This is a genomic window from Borborobacter xinjiangensis, from assembly GCF_047739745.1.
Taxonomy (GTDB): Bacteria; Pseudomonadota; Alphaproteobacteria; order Rhizobiales; family Rhizobiaceae; genus Pseudaminobacter.
On the sequence record NZ_JBLLVA010000002.1, the window covers coordinates 69,068 to 87,002 of the forward strand.

Here is a 17,935-nt window from a genome sequence, read left to right on the forward strand (position 1 = left end):
ACCCGCTAAGGTGAATTAGAACTTCATACCGATACCGAACTGGATGCGGTGATCCGAAGCGTCCACGTCGCGGGTGCCGCTAAACGTGGTGAACTCTTCGTTGCCGTAGTCCGAGTAACGATACTCGACGCGGCCGAACACCTGGTCGGTGATCTTGACGTCGGTGCCGACACCGGCGGTCCAGCCGAGAAGCGTGTTGCGATCGCTTACGCCGCCTTCGGTGAGTTCGAGGCTCTGCGCGGCGCCACCGGCGGTCACGTAGGGCAGGATGTCCGGCGACACGGCGTAGCCGAGGCGGGCACGCAGCGAACCATTCACGCCACCATCAACCGAGGTGCCGGCATTGTCGCCCTCGAAACCGCCGTAGCCGATGTCGGCTTCAACGCCCGCGACAATGTTGTCGAACTGGTAGTTGTAGCCGACGAAACCGCCACCGACGAAGCCGTCGGTCTCAATGTCGTTGCCGGGCTCGCTCACTTCGCCCGAAAAGCCATAGCCCAGCGTCACACCGGCATAGGGGCCGGACCACGTGTTGAGCGGGGGCACTTCCATCGGTGCAGCAGGTGCCGGCGGCTCTTCCATCACGACGTCGGCCGCATTGGCAGGCAGGACGCCAGCAAGGGCGAACAGCCCGGCCGCAGCAATCAAAGGCCGCGCGTATTTCAAATTGGCTTTCATTTCTTAATACTCCTTAGCCACAGCACACATTCAATTTTTCTGTGGGGCATCCCGAACCCTTGGGAGGTAACGGGCCGGGTGCCTGACGGTTCCGAATGTCGGGGCGAAATGCGGCTGGAGCGCACCTGAATTGAGGTCTTTCCCCGGCCGAAATGTGGCGGAAATTGGACGTTGCAATTGCGCAACAACGCTGTCAGGAGAATAAAAGATTGCAAGCCGCAACCGGCTTGGTGCAAGGGTTTGCGTGTCCTATATGGAAGCTTGTCCGCACCGCCGCTGGCCAAAAAAGCTAGCGTTATGAGTGCGTTTCACCACATTGCTGCCAAATCTGCAAACGGGAATTAACCTGTCAGACGCATGCGGCGCGAAAATGTGGCCCGTTTTGCTGAATCAGGGGGTAGACAGTGTCAGAAAGCAGGATTTCGGCCTTGGTGACAGGTGGCGCAAGGCGGGTCGGCAGGGCGATCGTCGAGGATTTGGCCGCTCACGGTTTCGCTGTCGCCATCCATTGCAATCGCTCGCGCTCGCATGCGGATGAACTTGCAGCAGCGATCACCGCCAAGGGCGGCCGCGCGGCGGTGGTTGTTGCCGACCTTTGCGACATGCAGGCGGTCGACGGCCTGATGGAAGCCGCCGAAAATGCCATTGGCCCTGTCTCGCTGCTGGTCAACAATGCCTCGGTCTTCGAGGATGACAGCGTGACCGATTTCGACTGGTCGGCTTGGGATCGGCATTTTGCCGTGCATGTAAAGGCGCCAGTGCTGCTTGCGAGGCGTTTCGCCGAGAGGCTTCCCGATGCCCGCGAAGGGCTGATCGTCAACCTGATCGACCAGCGCGTCTGGCGTCTGACCCCGCACTATTTTTCCTATACGTTATCGAAGTCGGCGCTGTGGACGGCGACCCAAACCATGGCTCAGGCGTTGGCGCCGAATATCCGCGTCAATGCCATAGGCCCCGGTCCGACGCTGGCCAATGCGCATCAGCAGGCGCAGGATTTCGCCGCGCAGGTTGAGGCGCTGATCATGCGGCGAGGTCCCGAGCTTTCGGAATTCGGCGCAACGATCCGCTATCTTTGGAACGCGCGCTCGGTGACCGGGCAGATGATCGCACTTGACGGCGGCCAGCATCTTGCCTGGCAGACGCCGGATGTGACAGGCATGATTGAATGAGCAGCAAGGATTCTACGCTGAAGTCGCTCCGACGGTCGGGGCGGGCGGGTGACGACATTGCCGGCTACATGCCCGGTCACGACGTTGAGGAAGACGAAGGGCCGATCGCCGAAGCCGCGCCGGCCGAACCCGAGCCGTCCTTTACCGCAATCGACTGGACGGCACATCCCGGCGATGGCGACGGCAAGGTCGGTGCCGAGGTGATTCAGGCGCTGGTGAAGCGCCTGCCCAACGCTCCCGGCGTTTACCGCATGATGAATGCCGCGGGCGACGTGCTCTATGTCGGCAAGGCGCGCAGCCTGAAGAAGCGCGTGACCAACTATGCGCAAGGACGATTCCACACCAACCGCATCGGCCGCATGGTGCGCGAAACGGCGACGATGGAGTTCGTCGTCACCCGCACCGAAATCGAGGCGCTGCTGCTTGAGGCCAACCTCATCAAGCGTTTGCGGCCCAGGTTCAACGTGCTTCTGCGCGACGACAAGTCGTTTCCTTATATCATGCTGACCGGCGACCATCCGTCGCCCGGCATCTTCAAGCATCGCGGCGCACGCTCGCGAAAGGGCGATTATTTCGGCCCGTTCGCCTCGGCCGGGGCGGTTGGCCGCACCATCAATTCGCTGCAGCGGGCATTCTTGCTGCGCACCTGTACCGATTCCTCATTCGAGAGCCGCACGCGTCCGTGCCTGCTTTACCAGATCAAGCGCTGTTCGGCGCCGTGCACCGGCGAGATTTCCGCCGCCGACTACGCCAAGCTGGTTTCGGAGGCGAAGGATTTCCTTTCGGGCCGTAGCCAGAGAGTGAAGACGGACATCTCGGCCGCCATGCAGGAGGCGGCCGAAGCGCTCGATTTCGAGCGTGCCGCCGTTTATCGCGACCGGCTGGCAGCGCTTTCGCATGTGCAGAGCCACCAGGGCATCAACCCGCAATCGACCGAGGAAGCCGATGTGTTCGCCATCCACCAGGAGGGCGGGCAGACCTGCATCCAGGTGTTCTTCTTCCGCACCGGGCAGAACTGGGGCAACCGTGCCTATTTTCCGAAGGCCGATCCGATGATCGGCGCTGAGGAGGTTTTGGGCTCTTTCCTCGCGCAGTTTTACGACGACAAGCCTTCGCCACGACTGCTTCTGCTTTCCCATGAGGTGGAGGAGCAGGAACTCCTGTGCGCGGCGCTCTCGACGCGTGCCGGTCACAAGGTGGCGATTTCGGTGCCTAGGCGCGGCGAGAAGAAGGATCTTGTCGATCACGCCATGCAAAACGCGCGCGAAGCGCTCGGAAGGCGCCTTGCAGAAACTTCGACACAGGCGCGGCTGCTTGCCGGCATGGCCGAAACATTCGGGCTGAAAAAGCCGCCGACGCGCATCGAGGTTTATGACAATTCGCACATCATGGGCACCAACGCCGTTGGTGCGATGATCGTTGCCGGCCCCGAGGGCTTCGTCAAAAACCAGTACCGCAAGTTCAACATCCGCTCGACCGAGATCACGCCGGGCGACGATTTCGGCATGATGCGCGAAGTCATGGAGCGGCGCTTCTCACGGTTGCTCAAGGAGCATGGCGACGTCCAACCGGCCGAGGCCATCGAAGACGATGTGGCGGGAGCGGGGTTTCCGGCTTGGCCGGACGTCATTTTCATTGACGGTGGCCAAGGTCAGATGACGGCGGTGCGTGCAGTTCTCGATCAACTCGGCATCGCCGACCGCGTCGTGGCGATAGGGGTTGCCAAGGGACAAGACCGCGAGGCCGGCCGCGAGCGCTTCTTCGTAACGGGTAGAGACTCATTCTCGCTGCCGGTGCGCGATCCCGTACTCTATTTCGTGCAACGACTGCGCGATGAGGCGCACCGCTTCGCCATCGGTTCGCATCGGGCGCGACGCAAGAAGGAAATGGTGCGCAATCCACTTGATGAGATCGGCGGTATTGGCCCCGGGCGTAAGCGGGCGCTGCTGCTGCATTTTGGCACAGCCAAGGCCGTCAGCCGCGCGGCGGTCGAGGATTTGATGGTCGTGGACGGCATTTCGGAGCGAATCGCGCGCATGGTTTACGATCATTTTCATGAGGGTTGATCGTTTGCCGATGAAAATATTGCTGTGCCATCGGTTTCCAATGGTTGACCCCTCGCACCGGCATCTGATTTGAGTAGGAAGGATATTTAAGGAATCGCGGATCGAAATGGCCAGGCGCGCTTTCAACCTCCCCAATGTGCTGACTTACGCGCGCATTCTCGCGGTGCCGATGATCGTGCTGTGCTTTTTCCTGGAGGGACGTCTGCGCTCCAGCGACTTTGCACGCTACTCCGCTCTGGCGATCTTTCTGGCTGCCAGCATCACCGACTATTTCGACGGCTATTTCGCCCGCGCCTGGAAGCAGACATCGAACATAGGCCGCATGCTTGACCCGATCGCCGACAAGCTTCTGGTGGCGACCTGCCTGCTGCTGCTTGCCGCCGATACCGATCGCACCATCGCGGGGTGGACGCTATGGGCGGCTATCATCATTCTGTGCCGCGAAATCCTGGTTTCCGGTCTGCGCGAATATCTGGCGGCACTCAAGGTCAGCGTGCCGGTGACGCAACTCGCCAAATGGAAGACCACGATCCAGATGGTGGCGATCGCCTTCCTGCTGCTTGGTCCGGCCGGCGACAAGATCGTGCCCTATTGGACGCAGACCGGCATATTGCTGCTCTGGATTTCCGCCATTGTCACGCTCTATACCGGGTATGACTACTTTCGGGCGGGTGTTAAGCATATAATCGACGAATGACTGAGAATTCGACAAGGCTCATTTATTTCGCCTGGGTCCGCGAGCGGATCGGCAGGTCGCAGGAAGACGTCACGTTGCCGGCCGGCGTGGAGACGGTCGCCGACCTGCTGCTCTGGTTGAAGGGACGCGGCGAAGAATACGAAAACGCTCTGCAATATCCCGACGTGATCCGCGTCGCCATCAATCAGGAACATGTCGACCATCGGGAAAGAATAGCGGGCGCGCGTGAGATCGCGCTGTTTCCGCCGATGACCGGAGGCTAGCCATGTCGCTTGCGGTCAAGCCAGATATCCGCATTCAGCGCCAGGATTTCGACGTCAATGCCGAGATCGCCCGACTGACGAGAGGGCGGGCGGATGTCGGTGCGGTAGTGACTTTCACAGGGTTGTGCCGCGACGAGGCGGGCACGCTTTCAGCGCTGGAACTCGAACACTATCCCGGAATGGCGGAAGCCGAGATTTCGCGCATTGCCGCCGAGGCGCTCGAGCGCTGGGCGCTTTGCGGCCTGACGGCAATCCATCGTTTCGGCCGGATCGAGCCCGGCGAGAATATCGTGCTGGTAGTAGCCACGTCCACGCATCGCCATGCGGCGTTCGAAGCGGCAAATTTCCTGATGGATTTTCTCAAATCGCGCGCTCCCTTCTGGAAGAAGGAACATGGCGCCGATGGCTCGGCCGGCGATTGGGTGGACGCCAAGGAAGCCGACGAGGCCGCCATGGAGCGCTGGAAGCGCTAGCCCAGAGCGCGGCGTCGCAGGGGCCGCATGGATGCGCCGAGCAAAAAAGCCGGAGCTTTCACCCCGGCTTTTCAATAAAATCAGCGATTTGACGCTGGAATCTGGATCAGGGAATCAGCCGACGATCTCGGTATCGGAGAACCAGTACTTGATCTCCTGCGCGGCGGTTTCCGGCGCATCCGAGCCGTGCACCGAGTTCTCGCCGATCGACAGCGCGTGAACCTTGCGGATCGTGCCTTCGTCGGCATTGGCCGGGTTGGTCGCGCCCATGACTTCGCGGTTCTTGGCGATGGCGTTTTCGCCTTCCAGCACCTGCACGATGGTCGGTCCGGACGACATGAATTCGACCAGTTCGCCGAAGAAGGGGCGTTCCTTGTGGACCGCGTAGAAACCTTCCGCCTCGCGGCGGCTCATCCAGACGCGACGAGAAGCGACGACGCGCAGGCCGGCATCTTCCAGCATCTTGGTGATCGCACCGGTGAGATTGCGACGCGTTGCATCCGGCTTGATCATCGAAAACGTGCGTTCGATCGCCATGACATATCCTTTTGAAATTGGGGAAGGGCAGTTGTGGCGGACCCTATACAGGTGCTCCGTTGCATTGCCAAGGGTTCAGGCAATCTCCAACACCGGTTTTGGCCGGTATTCGCCGACGAGACCTGCGATGAAGAATGGCCATTGGCGCTTTCTTGCGACGGCGTTAGGAATGTTGCTGCATAGTCGGCGCCCTGGAGGCCGGAAGGAATACCATGAAGCAGCATTTCATGATGTTTGCAGCCTATAATGCCTGGGCGAACAGGTGCATTTACGATGCCGCGTCGGCGCTTTCGACGGAAGAGTTTTGCCGGGATGCCGGCGCGTTCTTCAAGTCGATGATGGGTACTTTGAATCATCTGGTGGCCACCGACCGCATATGGATGAAGCGTTTCACCGGGAAAGGAGACGCGCCGGCTGCGCTCGACGCCATCATCCACACCGATCTCGGCAAGCTTCGCGCCGCACGCGAGATCGAGGACCGGCGCATCATCGACTGGATCGATGGCCTCGACGCGAAGGCGCTTTCAGGGCGGTTCACCTACATGACGGTCTCCGACATGCGCACGATCTCGCAACGCCTGGCGCCGGCGCTCGATCATTTGTTCAACCACCAGACGCATCATCGCGGCCAGGCACACATGATTTTGACGACGCTCGGCAAACCCTCGGTGCAACTCGACCTGATTGCCTTCCAGCGATCCGAGGAGGGCAGGGCCTTCGCTTGAGCCCTTGCGGTCGGCCGCCGGCCGGTGCAAAAGCGCGACCATGCTTATCATCAACGACATTTCACTCCGCATCGCCGGACGCCTGCTTCTCGACCATGCCTCGCTCACGCTGCCGGCGGGAACGAAGGCGGGGCTCGTGGGCCGCAACGGCACCGGCAAGACGACGCTGTTCAAGGCCATCACCGGCGACATGGCGACCGAAACCGGCTCGATCAGCCTGCCCAAAGCCTTGCGCATCGGCCAGGTGGCACAGGAAGCGCCGGGGACCGAGGAGCCGCTGATCGATATTGTGCTGAAGGCCGATACCGAGCGCGCGGCACTGCTTGCGGAAGAAAAGACGGCGACCGACCCGCATCGCATCGCCGAGATTCACATAAGACTGGCCGATATCGATGCGCATTCGGCTGAAGCGCGCGCCGCCACTATTCTGGCCGGCCTTGGCTTCGACGACGCGGCGCAGAAGCGGCCGGCCTCGTCGTTTTCCGGTGGCTGGCGCATGCGCGTGGCGCTGGCGGCGGTGCTTTTTTCTCAGCCAGATCTGCTGCTGCTCGACGAGCCGACCAACTATCTGGACCTGGAAGGCACGCTTTGGCTTGAAACCTATGTCGCGAAATATCCGCATACGGTGCTGCTGATCAGCCATGATCGTGACTTGCTGAACCGCGCGGTCAATTCGATCATCCATCTCGACCAGAAGAAGCTGACATTCTGGCGTGGCGGCTACGATCAGTTCGAGCGGCAGCTTTCCGAGCAACGTGAGTTGCAGGAAAAGAGCCGCGTCAAGCAGGAGGCGGCACGCAAGCATTTGCAGTCCTTTGTCGACCGCTTCCGCGCCAAGGCGTCGAAGGCGCGACAGGCGCAGTCGCGCATCAAGGCGCTGGAGCGGATGAAGCCGATTTCGGCGCTCGTCGACGACCATGTACGGCCATTTCATTTTCCCGAGCCGGTCAAGACGGTCGCGTCCCCGATCGTGGCATTGGAGGGAGTCGATGTCGGCTACCATCCGGGTCAGCCGATCCTGCGGAAGATGTCGCTGCGCATCGACGCCGACGATCGCATCGCGCTGCTCGGCGGAAACGGCAACGGCAAATCGACTTTCGCTAAACTTCTGGCGGGCAGGCTGCAGGCCGAAACCGGCACGATGACCATTGCGCCGGGGCTGAAGGTGGCGATTTTCGCGCAGCACCAGCTCGACGATCTCAGGCCGGAGGAAAACGCCTATGAGCATGTGCGCCGGCTGATGCCGGAAGCGCCGGAATCGAAGGTTCGCGCCCGCGTGGCGCAGTTCGGACTGGCAACCGAGAAGATGAACACCGCGGCCAAGGATCTCTCCGGCGGCGAGAAGGCGCGGCTGCTGATGGGGCTTTCGGCCTTCGAGGGGCCGAACCTGTTCATCCTCGACGAGCCGACCAACCATCTCGACATTGATAGCCGAGAGTCGCTGATCCATGCGCTGAATGAGTTCCCGGGCGCCGTAATCCTGATCTCGCACGACCGCCATCTGCTGGAAGCGACCGCCGATCGGCTTTGGCTGGTCAAGGACGGCCATGTGAACCCCTATGACGGCGACCTCGACGATTATCGCCAGCAGGTCACCGGGGTCGCCGGCGATCGCAGGGAAAGGCGCGAGGCGGAAAAGGCGTCGAAGGCCGACCGACGCCGCGAGGCTGCCCAGCGCCGGGCGGCGATGGAGCCGGTCGCCAAGGAAATAAGGGCGACGGAAGCGCTGATGGATCGCATTCGCAAGCGCATCGACGGCATCGAAGACGAGCTGGCGAACCCGGCGGTCTATGAAAAGGATCCTTCGACCGCCACGCGGCTGGCCAAGGAACGCTCGCAACTCGCCGCCACGCTTGCCGGCCATGAGGAAAAGTGGCTGGCGCTTTCAGCCGAATATGAGGAGGGGACGGCGGAGTAGGGGCGTTCCCCCTCATCCGGCCTTTCGGGCCACCCTATCCCCGGTGGGGTGAAAAGGGCGCCGGCATTGCCACCACGTCTCCTCTCCCCTCGGGGCCGCGAGCGAGGCGAGCGGGTGAGGGTGCGATGTTTCCCGCCATGGCACTTTCCCGAAAAGAATTGCCTTTGCTGGCCCTACACGCCGGCGGCAAAAGGCGATAGGTTCTCGGCCCATGAACCAGCACATCAAGCTTGAGATCGGGCATTCCGCCTGCCCGCACGACTGCCCGTCGACCTGCGCACTCGACGTGGAGATATTGAGTGCGAACCGCATCGGCCGGGTGCATGGCGCGAAGGACAATAGCTATACGGCCGGGGTGGTCTGCGCAAAGGTCGCCCGCTATGCCGACCGCGTGCATCACCCAGACCGTTTGTTGAAGCCGCTGGTGCGGGCTGGCGCCAAGGGCGAGGGCGCCTGGAAGGAGGCTAGCTGGGAAGCCGCTCTTGATCTCGTAGCCGAGAAATTCATCAAGGCCGAAGAGCGCTATGGCAGCGAGACGGTCTGGCCGTATTTTTACGCCGGAACCATGGGACTGGTGCAGCGCGACGGCATCGAGCGGCTGCGGCATGCCAGGAAATATTCCGGCTTCTTCGGCTCGATCTGCACCAATCTGGCCTGGACCGGCTACATGATGGGCACTGGGGCCCTGCGTGGACCCGACCCGCGCGAGATGGCGAAGTCCGACTGCGTGGTGATATGGGGCACGAATGCGGTCGTCACCCAGGTCAATGTGATGACCCATGCGGTCAAGGCGCGCAAGGAGCGCGGCGCCAGGATCGTGGTCATCGACGTCTATGAAAACGCCACGATGAAGCAGGCCGATATGGGCCTGATCGTCAAGCCGGGAACGGACGGAGCGCTGGCCTGCGCGGTCATGCATGTGCTGTTCCGCGACGGGCTCGCCGACCGCGCCTATCTGGAGAAATACACCGACGATCCGAAGGGGCTGGAGGAACACCTTCAAACGCGCACGCCGGAATGGGCGGCCGCGATCACCGGTTTGTCGGTGACCGAGGTCGAGGCGTTCGCCAGGCTGGTGGGCACCACCAAGCGCACCTTCTTCCGCCTGGGTTATGGGTTCTCGCGCCAGCGCAACGGCTCGGTGAACATGCATGCCGCGCTCTCCATCGCCGCAGTGACCGGTTGCTGGCAATATGAGGGCGGCGGCGCGTTCCATTCGAACTCGGGCATCTTCAAGCTCGACAAGGATATGGTGGAAGGCACGCGGCTGCGTGACCCGAAGATCCGCTACCTCGACCATTCGCGCATCGGTCCGGTGCTGACGGGTGCGGAGGATGCGCTTTACGGCGGCCCACCGGTTACCGCGCTGCTGGTTCAGAACACCAATCCCGCCAATGTCGCGCCCGAGCAGCGGCTGGTGAAACAGGGCATGCTGCGTGACGACCTGTTCATGTGCGTGCATGAGCAGTTCATGACCGATACGGCAAAGCTTGCCGATGTGGTGCTGCCGGCGACGATGTTCCTGGAGCACGACGACATCTATCGCGGCGGCGGCAACCAGTACATCGTGCTCGGACCGAAGCTGATCGATCCGCCGGAAGGTCCGCGCACCAACCATTATGTCATCGAGGAACTTGGCAAGCGATTGGGCGTGTCGCATCTGCCGGGCTTCGGCCTGACCGAGCAGCAGCATATCGACATCATGCTCGGCAAGCGCGGACTCGGCACTTTCGCGACGTTCAAGGAAAAGCGTTGGGCCGACATGCAGCCGGACTTCGAGACCTCGCACTTCCTGAACGGCTTCGGTCACCCCGACGGCAAGTTCCGTTTCCGCCCCGACTGGATTGGCCAGCCGGCTCCCAACCGTCCGCCGAAACGCATGGGCGTGCTTGGCCCGTTCCAATGCCTGCCGGAACTACCCGATCACATCGATCTGATCGAGGTTGCGGATGAGCGGCATCCATTCAGACTGGCAACCTCGCCGGCGCGCAACTTCCTCAATTCAAGCTTCACCGAGACGCCCGTTTCCAAGTCAAAGGAGGGCCGTCCGCAACTGCTCATTCATCCGGACGATGCGGCCGCACTCGGCCTTTCAGATGGCGACCGCGTCGAAATCGGCAATATGCGCGGCGAGGTCGTGCTGCACGCAAAACTGTTCGAGGGCGTGCGGCGCGGCGTTGTGATCGCCGAAGGCGTATGGCCAAACGACGCCCATGAGCGCGGCGAAGGCATCAACGTGCTGACGGGCGCCGATGCGCCGGCGCCTTACGGCGGCGCTGCGGTTCACGACAATAAGGTCTGGGTGCGCGCGGCTCAGCCGTTGTGAGCAGTCAGCCGGTCAAGGCGTGAACCGTGCCAGCGCCTCGAGGTCGACCGTATCGCGGACCGCCGACGGCGAGGTAAGTGCCTGATGCGGATTCTCGACGACGTGATCGGGCTCCGAGAACACCGTCTTTCCGTTCCTCATCGCTGCCTTACCCTCAGCCACCAGGCGAAGCGCGAGCGGATAGAGATGGTGTTCGGCCTTCAGCACGCGCGCGGAAAGCGTGTCGGCCGTGTCTCCAAGCAGCACAGGTACCGCCGACTGGGCGATGATCGGGCCGTCGTCCATTTCGGGCGTCACGAAATGCACGGTGCAGCCATGTATGCGCATGCCTGCCGCAAGCGCGCGGCTGTGCGTGTCGAGACCTTTGAGGACCGGCAGCAGCGCCGGATGGATGTTGATCATCCTTCCCTGCCATTTCTCGACGAAAGGGATGGTGAACAGCCGCATATAGCCGGCAAGGCAGACGATCTCGGCGCCGAAACCGGCAAGTGCCGCGTCGATTGCGGCATCGTGCGCAGCCTTGTCGGCAAAGTCGCCCCTGGCGATGACCCGTGTCGCTATGCCTCGGCTGGAGGCGAACTGGAGGCCGGGTGCATTGGCCTTGTCGGAAATCACCCCGACGATCTCGGCCGGGAAATCGGAACTGGCGGCGGCCTCCACGAGCGCGGCCATGTTGGACCCGCGCCCGGAAATCAGGATGACGACGCGCTTTGCGGCGATGCTCATAGCGCGATCGCTCCGCGATAGATGACGCCGCTGTCCCGGCGCGGCACGATGCGGCCGATGGGCGAGACGCTCTCGCCGGCCTCCTGAAGCACGGCCGCCACCTGCGCGGCCTGGCCGGAAGCCACGACGAGGACCATGCCGACGCCGCAGTTGAAGGTGCGCATCATTTCCTCGGCCGCAACATTGCCCGTTTCGGCAAGCCACGAGAACACCGGCGGCACCTCGATTGCGTCGAGATCGAGTTCGGCGGAGAAGTCATTGGGCAATACGCGCGGAATATTGTCGGGAAAGCCGCCGCCGGTAATGTGGGCCAGCGCCTTGATGCCATGCGTGTTGCGAATGGCCTTGAGGATCGACTTCACATAGATGCGGGTGGGTTCCAGAAGCGCTTCGGCAAGCGTCCTGTCTTCCGCGAAGGGAGCGGGGTCATTCCAGCCGAGGCCGCTTGCGGCGACGATGCGCCGAACCAGCGAAAAACCGTTGGAATGGACGCCGGACGAGGCTATGCCGAGCAGCACGTCGCCTTCGACTATATCGTCGGTCGGCAGCAATTGGCCACGCTCGGCGGCACCCACCGCGAAGCCGGCGAGATCGTAGTCCTTGCCGTGATACATGCCCGGCATTTCCGCCGTCTCTCCGCCAAGCAACGCGCAGCCGGCCTGCCGGCAGCCTTCCGCAATGCCGCTGACGATTGCGACGCCCTGTTCCGTGTCGAGCTTGCCGGTGGCGAAATAGTCCAGGAAGAACAGCGGTTCGGCACCCTGCACGACGATGTCGTTGACGCACATGGCGACGAGATCGATGCCGATCGTGTCGTGCTTGCCGGATTCGATGGCGATCTTCAGCTTGGTGCCGACGCCGTCATTGGCGGCGACCAGCACCGGGTCGGAAAAGCCGGCCGCCTTCAGATCGAAAAGGCCGCCGAAGCCGCCGATTTCACCGTCCGCGCCGGCACGGCGCGTCGAGCGCACCAGCGGCTTGATCTTCTCGACCATCAGATTGCCGGCATCGATGTCGACACCGGCCTGCGCATAGGTGAGCCCGTTTTTCTGTTCGCTCATGGCTGTTCCTTGCTGCCGGCAAACTTGAACCCGGCTCTTCGCATGAACGGCCGCACCCCGCAAGGAGTTCGGCCTGCCGTGATCCGCTTAGGCGACGAAAGCCGTGGACAGACGCCGCTTATCCTGGCGCGTCGGCAGACCGGGGCTTGCCGGCACAGTCGGAGTTGACCATCTATCAGCGTCGGGGGGACAGGAGAAGAGAAACGTGACTTTGGCCAACATGATCACCATCATGCGGTTCCTGTTGGTGCCGATGGTGATCTACGCGCTGCTGGCCGGCCGCACGGACTGGGCGTTCGCAGGCTTCGTCATTGCCGGCATTTCCGACGGGGTCGATGGGTTCGTGGCGCGCCAGTTCAACCAGCGTTCCGAGCTTGGCGCCTATCTCGACCCGATGGCCGACAAGCTTCTGCTGGTCAGCGTCTTCGTCATGCTTGGCCTGATGGGTGAATTGCCGCTCTGGCTGGTCATCGCCGTCGTCTCACGCGATGCGTTGATCGTCTGCGCGGTCATTCTCTCGACGGTGATGGCAAACCCGGTGGCCATGAAGCCCTTGCTGGTTTCGAAGGTCAACACCGCCGCGCAGATCGTTCTGGCCGGCCTGGTGCTGGCGGAACTCGCGCTCCAGATGCAGTACGGTCCGGTTCGGGTGGGCCTGATATTCCTGACCGGCATCTTGACCGTTGGTTCCGCGGCGGCCTATCTCGTCAACTGGCTGAGGCACATGAGCGGCAATGGCGAAGGCAAAACTCGCAACAGATGAAGTCGCGCGGGACGAGGCCGCGTCCGCCGCGCTACGGCGGCAATTGCGCTTCTGGCTCGTGGCGGCAATCGTCCTGGCGCTGTTCATCTATGTGTTCAGCAGCATTCTGCTGCCATTCGTGGCCGGCATGGCGCTCGCTTATTTCCTGGATCCGGTCGCCGATCGCCTGCAGCGGCTCGGCCTCTCCCGCATCATGGCGACAACCCTTATCCTTATCGCCTTCCTCGTCGTCCTGGTGCTTGGCCTTGTCATCATCGTTCCGCTGCTGGCCTCCCAGCTTTCCGATTTCATCGCCAAGCTACCAGAATATCTGACGCAGCTTCAGGGGCTGATCACCAGTTTCGACCCGCAGTGGATCGAAAGGCGTTTCGGGGTCGATGCCGAAGGCCTTCGCGAGGGGCTGAACTCGCTTTTGACCTCCGGCTTCGGCTTTTTGACGACTGTGTTCCAGTCGATCTGGAGCTCGGGCGTGGCGCTGTTCAGCATAGCCAGCCTGTTCGTGGTGACGCCGGTGGTTGCCTTCTACATGCTGCTCGATTGGGACCGCATGGTAGCCACGGTCGATAGCTGGGTGCCGCGCGATCATGTCGAAACGGTTCGCCAGATCGCGATCGACATCAATTTGGCAACCGCCGGTTTCGTGCGCGGGCAGGGCACGCTCTGCCTGATTCTCGGCCTGCTCTACGCTGCCGGCCTGACCCTGACCGGGCTGAAATTCGGCGTGCTGATCGGTCTGTTCGCCGGCTTGATCAGCTTTATCCCTTATGTCGGCTCGCTTACCGGCCTTGTACTGTCGGTGGGGCTGGCCTTCGTGCAGTTCTGGCCGGATTGGATCTGGATAGCGGCGGTCGCGGGTGTGTTCTTCGTCGGCCAGTTCATCGAAGGCAACATCCTGCAGCCGCGCCTGGTGGGCAAGAGCGTCGGCCTGCACCCGGTTTGGCTGATGTTTGCGCTGTTCGCCTTTGGTGCGCTGTTCGGCTTTGTCGGTTTGCTGATCGCGGTTCCGGCGTCGGCAGCAATTGCCGTCCTGGTCCGATTCGCCATCTCCCGTTACCTGCAGTCGCCGCTCTATAACGGCCATGAACGCGTGCCCGAAAAGCCGGCACGGGCAACCGGGCGTGGCGATGCCAATGGCTGAGATCGTGGCCCGATGGGTTTGAATTTGATGCGTGAGCAGGAAACCCCGCGCCAACTGCCGCTCGATCTTGGACATGCCACAGGTCATTCCCGTGACGATCTCGTCGTTTCGGCCGCAAACAGCCAAGCCATCGCTTTGATAGACGGGTGGCCCAACTGGCCGACGCCGATGGTGGTGCTGGCCGGCCCCGCCGGTTGCGGTAAATCGCATCTCGCCGCGATCTGGCGCGGCGTGTCGGGTGCAAGTTTGCTCAAGCCTTCCGGCATAGACAAGCACGTCGAGACCTCGGGAATGGCGCTTCCCGTGGTTATCGATAATGCGGACGACCCGCATCTGGATCAGGAAGGGCTCTTCCATCTGATCAACGCGGTGCGGGCGAGCGGTTCCAATCTCCTCCTGACCGCGCGGCGCTTTCCGGCGGCCTGGGGCGTGACCTTGCCGGACCTCGCGTCGCGGCTGAAGGCGGCGACCACGGTCGAGATCGGCGAGCCGGACGATCTGCTGCTTGCCGGCGTTATCACCAAACTTTTTGCCGACCGTCAGATCGAGGTCGATCCCAGCGTCGTTCAGTTCCTGGTGCGGCGCATCGAACGTTCGCTATCGACCGCGATCCGCGTCGTCGAGCGGCTCGACCGCGCCGCGCTTGAGCGCAAGTCGCGCATCACACGCGCGCTTGCCGCCGAAACGATCGACGCCATCGACCAGGGACAGGCACAATTCGACATCTGAGCGTCTAGTTGTCTCGCTCTTTGGATCGCGATCTTTTATCGCTTGCCAACAGACGGTGAAGCAACTAGGCAAATCAGCGTCGAGGACGGAGCGTAGCGCAGTCTGGTAGCGCATCTGGTTTGGGACCAGAGGGTCGCAGGTTCAAATCCTGCCGCTCCGACCATCGAGCCTTGGCGTGTCGGATGAAGGACGCGCCAGCAGTTTCGATCGGCGCATGTTGCGGTGTTTGACGGTTTCGTCCCGCCGTGAGTAGCGCGAAGATGAGGGAAGAATGTCGGCGCGCATTTTCAGCCCCGCCAAGACGGCGATGCAGTCGGGCAAGGCCAAAACCGGGTACTGGGTGCTCGAGTTTGATCCGGCGATGCCGCGCAAGATAGATCCTCTCATGGGCTACACGTCGTCGGGCGACATGAAGAGCCAGATCCGCCTGACTTTCGAAACAAAGGAAGAAGCGATCGCCTATGCCGAGAAGCATGGCCTCGACTTCCGCGTGCAGGAACCGAAAGAGGCCAAACGGCGCCAGATGTCCTATGCGGAAAATTTCCGCTATGACCGCAAGATTCCGTGGACGCATTGAGATTCTTGAACTCCGGCATGCCCGGAAATCGAGTTCGGTCCCGTAGCTCAGCTGGATAGAGCACCGGCCTTCTAAGCCGATGGTCGCAGGTTCGAATCCTGCCGGGATCGCCACATTCCTATTCGTTGAAGCTGTTTCCGATCGGCACGTGGCGAGTGGTCTTCGCCCCGACCGCTCAGGAGGCTCGACGACCATGAGCGTCGGACGCCGAGCCTCTAGCTGACCGGTTGCCTGATGAAAGGCCAGGACTCACGATCAGTCAGATCGCCCCTTCCATGACAGATGTGAAAAGAGCTGATCCGGTCGTCCATTGGCGGTAGACCCGCTTCCCTCAAGAGTTTTCGATGGGCTTCTGCGCTGGCGGAAGAGCCGGTTGGGGGCAGTCGGGATTCGACCATTCGTCGCAAGGCGAACCGGGATCGACGGAGTCGCCCGTGCGCTTGGCAAGCTCGCTGAACGCGATGGCGAATAGCGCCAGGATGATCAGAACGACGAGCAGGCGAAAGGTCATCATTTCCCTTGGATTTGATGAGCCCCGCCAACCGCCGTTCGAGCCTATTGCAATTCGGAAAAATGAGAACCGGTTTCGGTTCGCAATTGCGTAACCGCGAAAAGAAAAATTGAAGCTCGCCAGATTGCCGGCCCTCCGGCTGAATGCTTCAGACGGCCGCAGCCGCCTTCAGGCCCCTGGCGATGTCGGCCTTGATGTCGTCTACGTCTTCGAGCCCGATCTGCAGGCGGATAAGCGGCCCTTCATAGGAACCGCCGGTGATGGTCCTGTCACCCAGATAGACATGCACCGCAAGGCTTTCGAAGCCGCCCCAGGAATAGCCCAGTCCGAAAATCTGCAACGCGTCGAGGAAGGCATGAGCGTGCTTTTGGCCGCCGCCGGCAAGCACGATGGAGAAGATGCCGCTCGAGCCGCAAAAATCGCGTTTCCACAGCTTGTGGCCGGGATGCGATTCCAGCGCCGGATGCAGGACACGGGCAACGCCCGGCTGCGTTTCCAGCCAGCGCGCGATATCCAGGGCGCTTTTGCGATGGTGTTCTAGGCGCACGCCCATGGTGCGCAGGCCGCGCAGTACCTGGTAGACATCGTCCGGCCCCGCGCAGCAGCCTAGCGCCAGGAATGCCTCATGGAGGCGAGGCCAGCATTCCTTATTGGCCGAAACAGTGCCCAGAAGCACGTCCGAATGGCCGGCCGGATATTTGGTGGCCGCGTGAATCGAGACATCGACACCATGGTCGAGCGGCTTGAAATAGAGGGGCGTCGCCCAAGTGTTGTCCATCATCACCACAGCGCCGGCCTCGCGAGCCACTTTCGCGATCGCCGGAACATCCTGAATTTCGAAGGTGTTCGAGCCGGGGGATTCGGTGAACACAACTCTTGTGTTCGCCCGCATCAGCGCCGCAATGCCGGCCCCGATGTTCGGATCATAGTATTCGACCTCGATGCCCAGGCGTTTCAGCATCGTATTGGCGAAAAGGCGGGTGGGGCCATAGACCGAATCGACGATGAGCGCGTGGTCGCCCGCCGACAGGAAGGCCAATAACGGAACGGTGACCGCGGCAAGTCCGGAGGGAACGATGATGGTGCCGGTCGAACCCTCCAGCGTATTCATTGCCTCGGCCAGCGCGTCGGTGGTTGGCGTGCCGCGTGTGCCGTAGGTGTACTTCTGGGCGCGGGCGGCCATCGTCGCCGCGTCAGGGAATAGCACGGTCGAGCCATGCACCACCGGTGGATTGACGAAGCCGAAATAGTCGCCGGGAACGTTGCCGGCGTGGGCAAGTTGCGTGTTGATGCCCATCTTCCCGAAGTCGCGCGCTGCCATGAGGTCCTGCCGTGATTATGTGGGCCGTGCTTGATGTAAAAGACGAATAGGACGGTGAATGGGCGTGCGCAACCGGATGGGTTCCCGCCAGCCGCAAACTTCGTTGCGCCAGGAGTGCGCAGTCGACAAATCAGTATGTTCGACGGTCTTTTCGACAATTGTGACGGTTGTGCCGGGGCCCAATTATTTCAATTTACGGTCGCGCTTGTCATTGTGCTTGACCTCACGAAAATAATCGCTTTCGATGCAGTTCGTGA

The 17,935-nt window shown here is 61.8% G+C and carries 18 protein-coding genes and 2 tRNA genes; 14 read left to right on the top strand and 6 right to left on the bottom strand.

Annotated elements, in window-relative coordinates; genetic code table 11:
- Positions 1–15: 15 nt before the first annotated feature.
- The gene (locus tag ACLKMW_RS02550; RefSeq protein ID WP_415722812.1) at positions 16–678 is read right to left on the bottom strand and encodes an outer membrane protein; all 663 of its coding nucleotides are present in this window, start codon (positions 676–678) and stop codon (positions 16–18) included.
- 404 nt (positions 679–1,082) lie between these two features.
- Between ACLKMW_RS02550 and ACLKMW_RS02555 the strand changes: the two genes are divergently transcribed.
- The 5 genes from ACLKMW_RS02555 to ACLKMW_RS02575 all read left to right on the top strand — a co-directional run bounded on the left by ACLKMW_RS02555 (position 1,083) and on the right by ACLKMW_RS02575 (position 5,346).
- Positions 1,083–1,847: an SDR family oxidoreductase gene (locus tag ACLKMW_RS02555; protein WP_415722813.1), complete on the top strand. Its 765-nt coding sequence runs from the start codon at positions 1,083–1,085 to the stop codon at positions 1,845–1,847.
- A complete protein-coding gene (gene uvrC / locus ACLKMW_RS02560; RefSeq protein ID WP_415722814.1) occupies positions 1,844–3,913 on the top strand; it encodes an excinuclease ABC subunit UvrC in 2,070 nt (689 codons plus the stop codon). The genes ACLKMW_RS02555 and uvrC overlap by 4 nt, the downstream gene beginning before the upstream one ends.
- 106 nt (positions 3,914–4,019) lie before the next feature.
- Positions 4,020–4,610 carry a CDP-diacylglycerol--glycerol-3-phosphate 3-phosphatidyltransferase gene (gene pgsA, locus ACLKMW_RS02565; RefSeq protein WP_415722815.1) on the top strand — a complete coding sequence of 197 codons (591 nt, stop codon included), beginning with the start codon at positions 4,020–4,022 and terminating at the stop codon, positions 4,608–4,610.
- A complete protein-coding gene (moaD, locus tag ACLKMW_RS02570; protein WP_415722816.1) occupies positions 4,607–4,873 on the top strand; it encodes a molybdopterin converting factor subunit 1 in 267 nt (88 codons plus the stop codon). The genes pgsA and moaD overlap by 4 nt, the downstream gene beginning before the upstream one ends.
- A 2-nt stretch (positions 4,874–4,875) precedes the next feature.
- Positions 4,876–5,346 carry a molybdenum cofactor biosynthesis protein MoaE gene (locus ACLKMW_RS02575; protein WP_415722817.1) on the top strand — a complete coding sequence of 157 codons (471 nt, stop codon included), beginning with the start codon at positions 4,876–4,878 and terminating at the stop codon, positions 5,344–5,346.
- 114 nt (positions 5,347–5,460) lie between these two features.
- On the opposite strand, the gene ndk is transcribed toward ACLKMW_RS02575, so the two are convergent.
- Positions 5,461–5,883, bottom strand: a complete 423-nt coding sequence (ndk, locus tag ACLKMW_RS02580) for a nucleoside-diphosphate kinase (RefSeq protein ID WP_415722818.1) — start codon at positions 5,881–5,883, stop codon at positions 5,461–5,463.
- A 212-nt stretch (positions 5,884–6,095) separates the two neighbouring features.
- On the opposite strand from ndk, the gene ACLKMW_RS02585 reads away from it, so the two are divergent.
- The 3 genes from ACLKMW_RS02585 (at position 6,096) to ACLKMW_RS02595 (ending at position 10,852) form a co-directional block, all read left to right on the top strand.
- Positions 6,096–6,608: a DinB family protein gene (locus ACLKMW_RS02585; protein WP_415722819.1), complete on the top strand. Its 513-nt coding sequence runs from the start codon at positions 6,096–6,098 to the stop codon at positions 6,606–6,608.
- A gap of 40 nt (positions 6,609–6,648) precedes the next feature.
- Positions 6,649–8,526: an ABC-F family ATP-binding cassette domain-containing protein gene (locus ACLKMW_RS02590; protein WP_415722820.1), complete on the top strand. Its 1,878-nt coding sequence runs from the start codon at positions 6,649–6,651 to the stop codon at positions 8,524–8,526.
- A gap of 211 nt (positions 8,527–8,737) precedes the next feature.
- Positions 8,738–10,852: a molybdopterin-containing oxidoreductase family protein gene (locus tag ACLKMW_RS02595; RefSeq protein ID WP_415722821.1), complete on the top strand. Its 2,115-nt coding sequence runs from the start codon at positions 8,738–8,740 to the stop codon at positions 10,850–10,852.
- A gap of 12 nt (positions 10,853–10,864) precedes the next feature.
- On the opposite strand, the gene purN is transcribed toward ACLKMW_RS02595, so the two are convergent.
- On the bottom strand, positions 10,865–11,578 hold the full coding sequence (gene purN / locus ACLKMW_RS02600; protein WP_415722822.1) for a phosphoribosylglycinamide formyltransferase: 714 nt from the start codon (positions 11,576–11,578) through the stop codon (positions 10,865–10,867).
- Positions 11,575–12,639, bottom strand: a complete 1,065-nt coding sequence (gene purM / locus ACLKMW_RS02605; RefSeq protein ID WP_415722823.1) for a phosphoribosylformylglycinamidine cyclo-ligase — start codon at positions 12,637–12,639, stop codon at positions 11,575–11,577. The genes purN and purM overlap by 4 nt, the downstream gene beginning before the upstream one ends.
- A 205-nt stretch (positions 12,640–12,844) precedes the next feature.
- On the opposite strand from purM, the gene ACLKMW_RS02610 reads away from it, so the two are divergent.
- The 6 genes from ACLKMW_RS02610 (at position 12,845) to ACLKMW_RS02635 (ending at position 15,959) form a co-directional block, all read left to right on the top strand.
- Positions 12,845–13,402, top strand: coding sequence for a CDP-alcohol phosphatidyltransferase family protein (locus tag ACLKMW_RS02610; protein WP_415722824.1), 558 nt, complete (start codon positions 12,845–12,847; stop codon positions 13,400–13,402).
- A complete protein-coding gene (locus ACLKMW_RS02615; protein WP_415722825.1) occupies positions 13,374–14,540 on the top strand; it encodes an AI-2E family transporter in 1,167 nt (388 codons plus the stop codon). Before ACLKMW_RS02610 ends, ACLKMW_RS02615 begins: the two co-directional genes overlap by 29 nt.
- Positions 14,541–14,567: 27 nt before the next feature.
- Positions 14,568–15,269: a DnaA regulatory inactivator HdaA gene (gene hdaA / locus ACLKMW_RS02620; protein ID WP_415723174.1), complete on the top strand. Its 702-nt coding sequence runs from the start codon at positions 14,568–14,570 to the stop codon at positions 15,267–15,269.
- An 86-nt stretch (positions 15,270–15,355) separates the two neighbouring features.
- Positions 15,356–15,432 (top strand) — tRNA-Pro (locus ACLKMW_RS02625).
- A 108-nt stretch (positions 15,433–15,540) separates the two neighbouring features.
- Positions 15,541–15,846: an ETC complex I subunit gene (locus ACLKMW_RS02630; RefSeq protein WP_415722826.1), complete on the top strand. Its 306-nt coding sequence runs from the start codon at positions 15,541–15,543 to the stop codon at positions 15,844–15,846.
- A gap of 36 nt (positions 15,847–15,882) precedes the next feature.
- A tRNA-Arg gene (locus tag ACLKMW_RS02635) sits at positions 15,883–15,959 on the top strand.
- A 218-nt stretch (positions 15,960–16,177) separates the two neighbouring features.
- On the opposite strand, the gene ACLKMW_RS02640 is transcribed toward ACLKMW_RS02635, so the two are convergent.
- Entirely contained in the window at positions 16,178–16,360 is a 183-nt protein-coding gene (locus tag ACLKMW_RS02640) for a hypothetical protein (protein WP_415722827.1), read from the bottom strand.
- Between the two features lie 145 nt (positions 16,361–16,505).
- Positions 16,506–17,678, bottom strand: coding sequence for a cystathionine beta-lyase (locus ACLKMW_RS02645; protein ID WP_415722828.1), 1,173 nt, complete (start codon positions 17,676–17,678; stop codon positions 16,506–16,508).
- Positions 17,679–17,935: the final 257 nt, after the last annotated feature.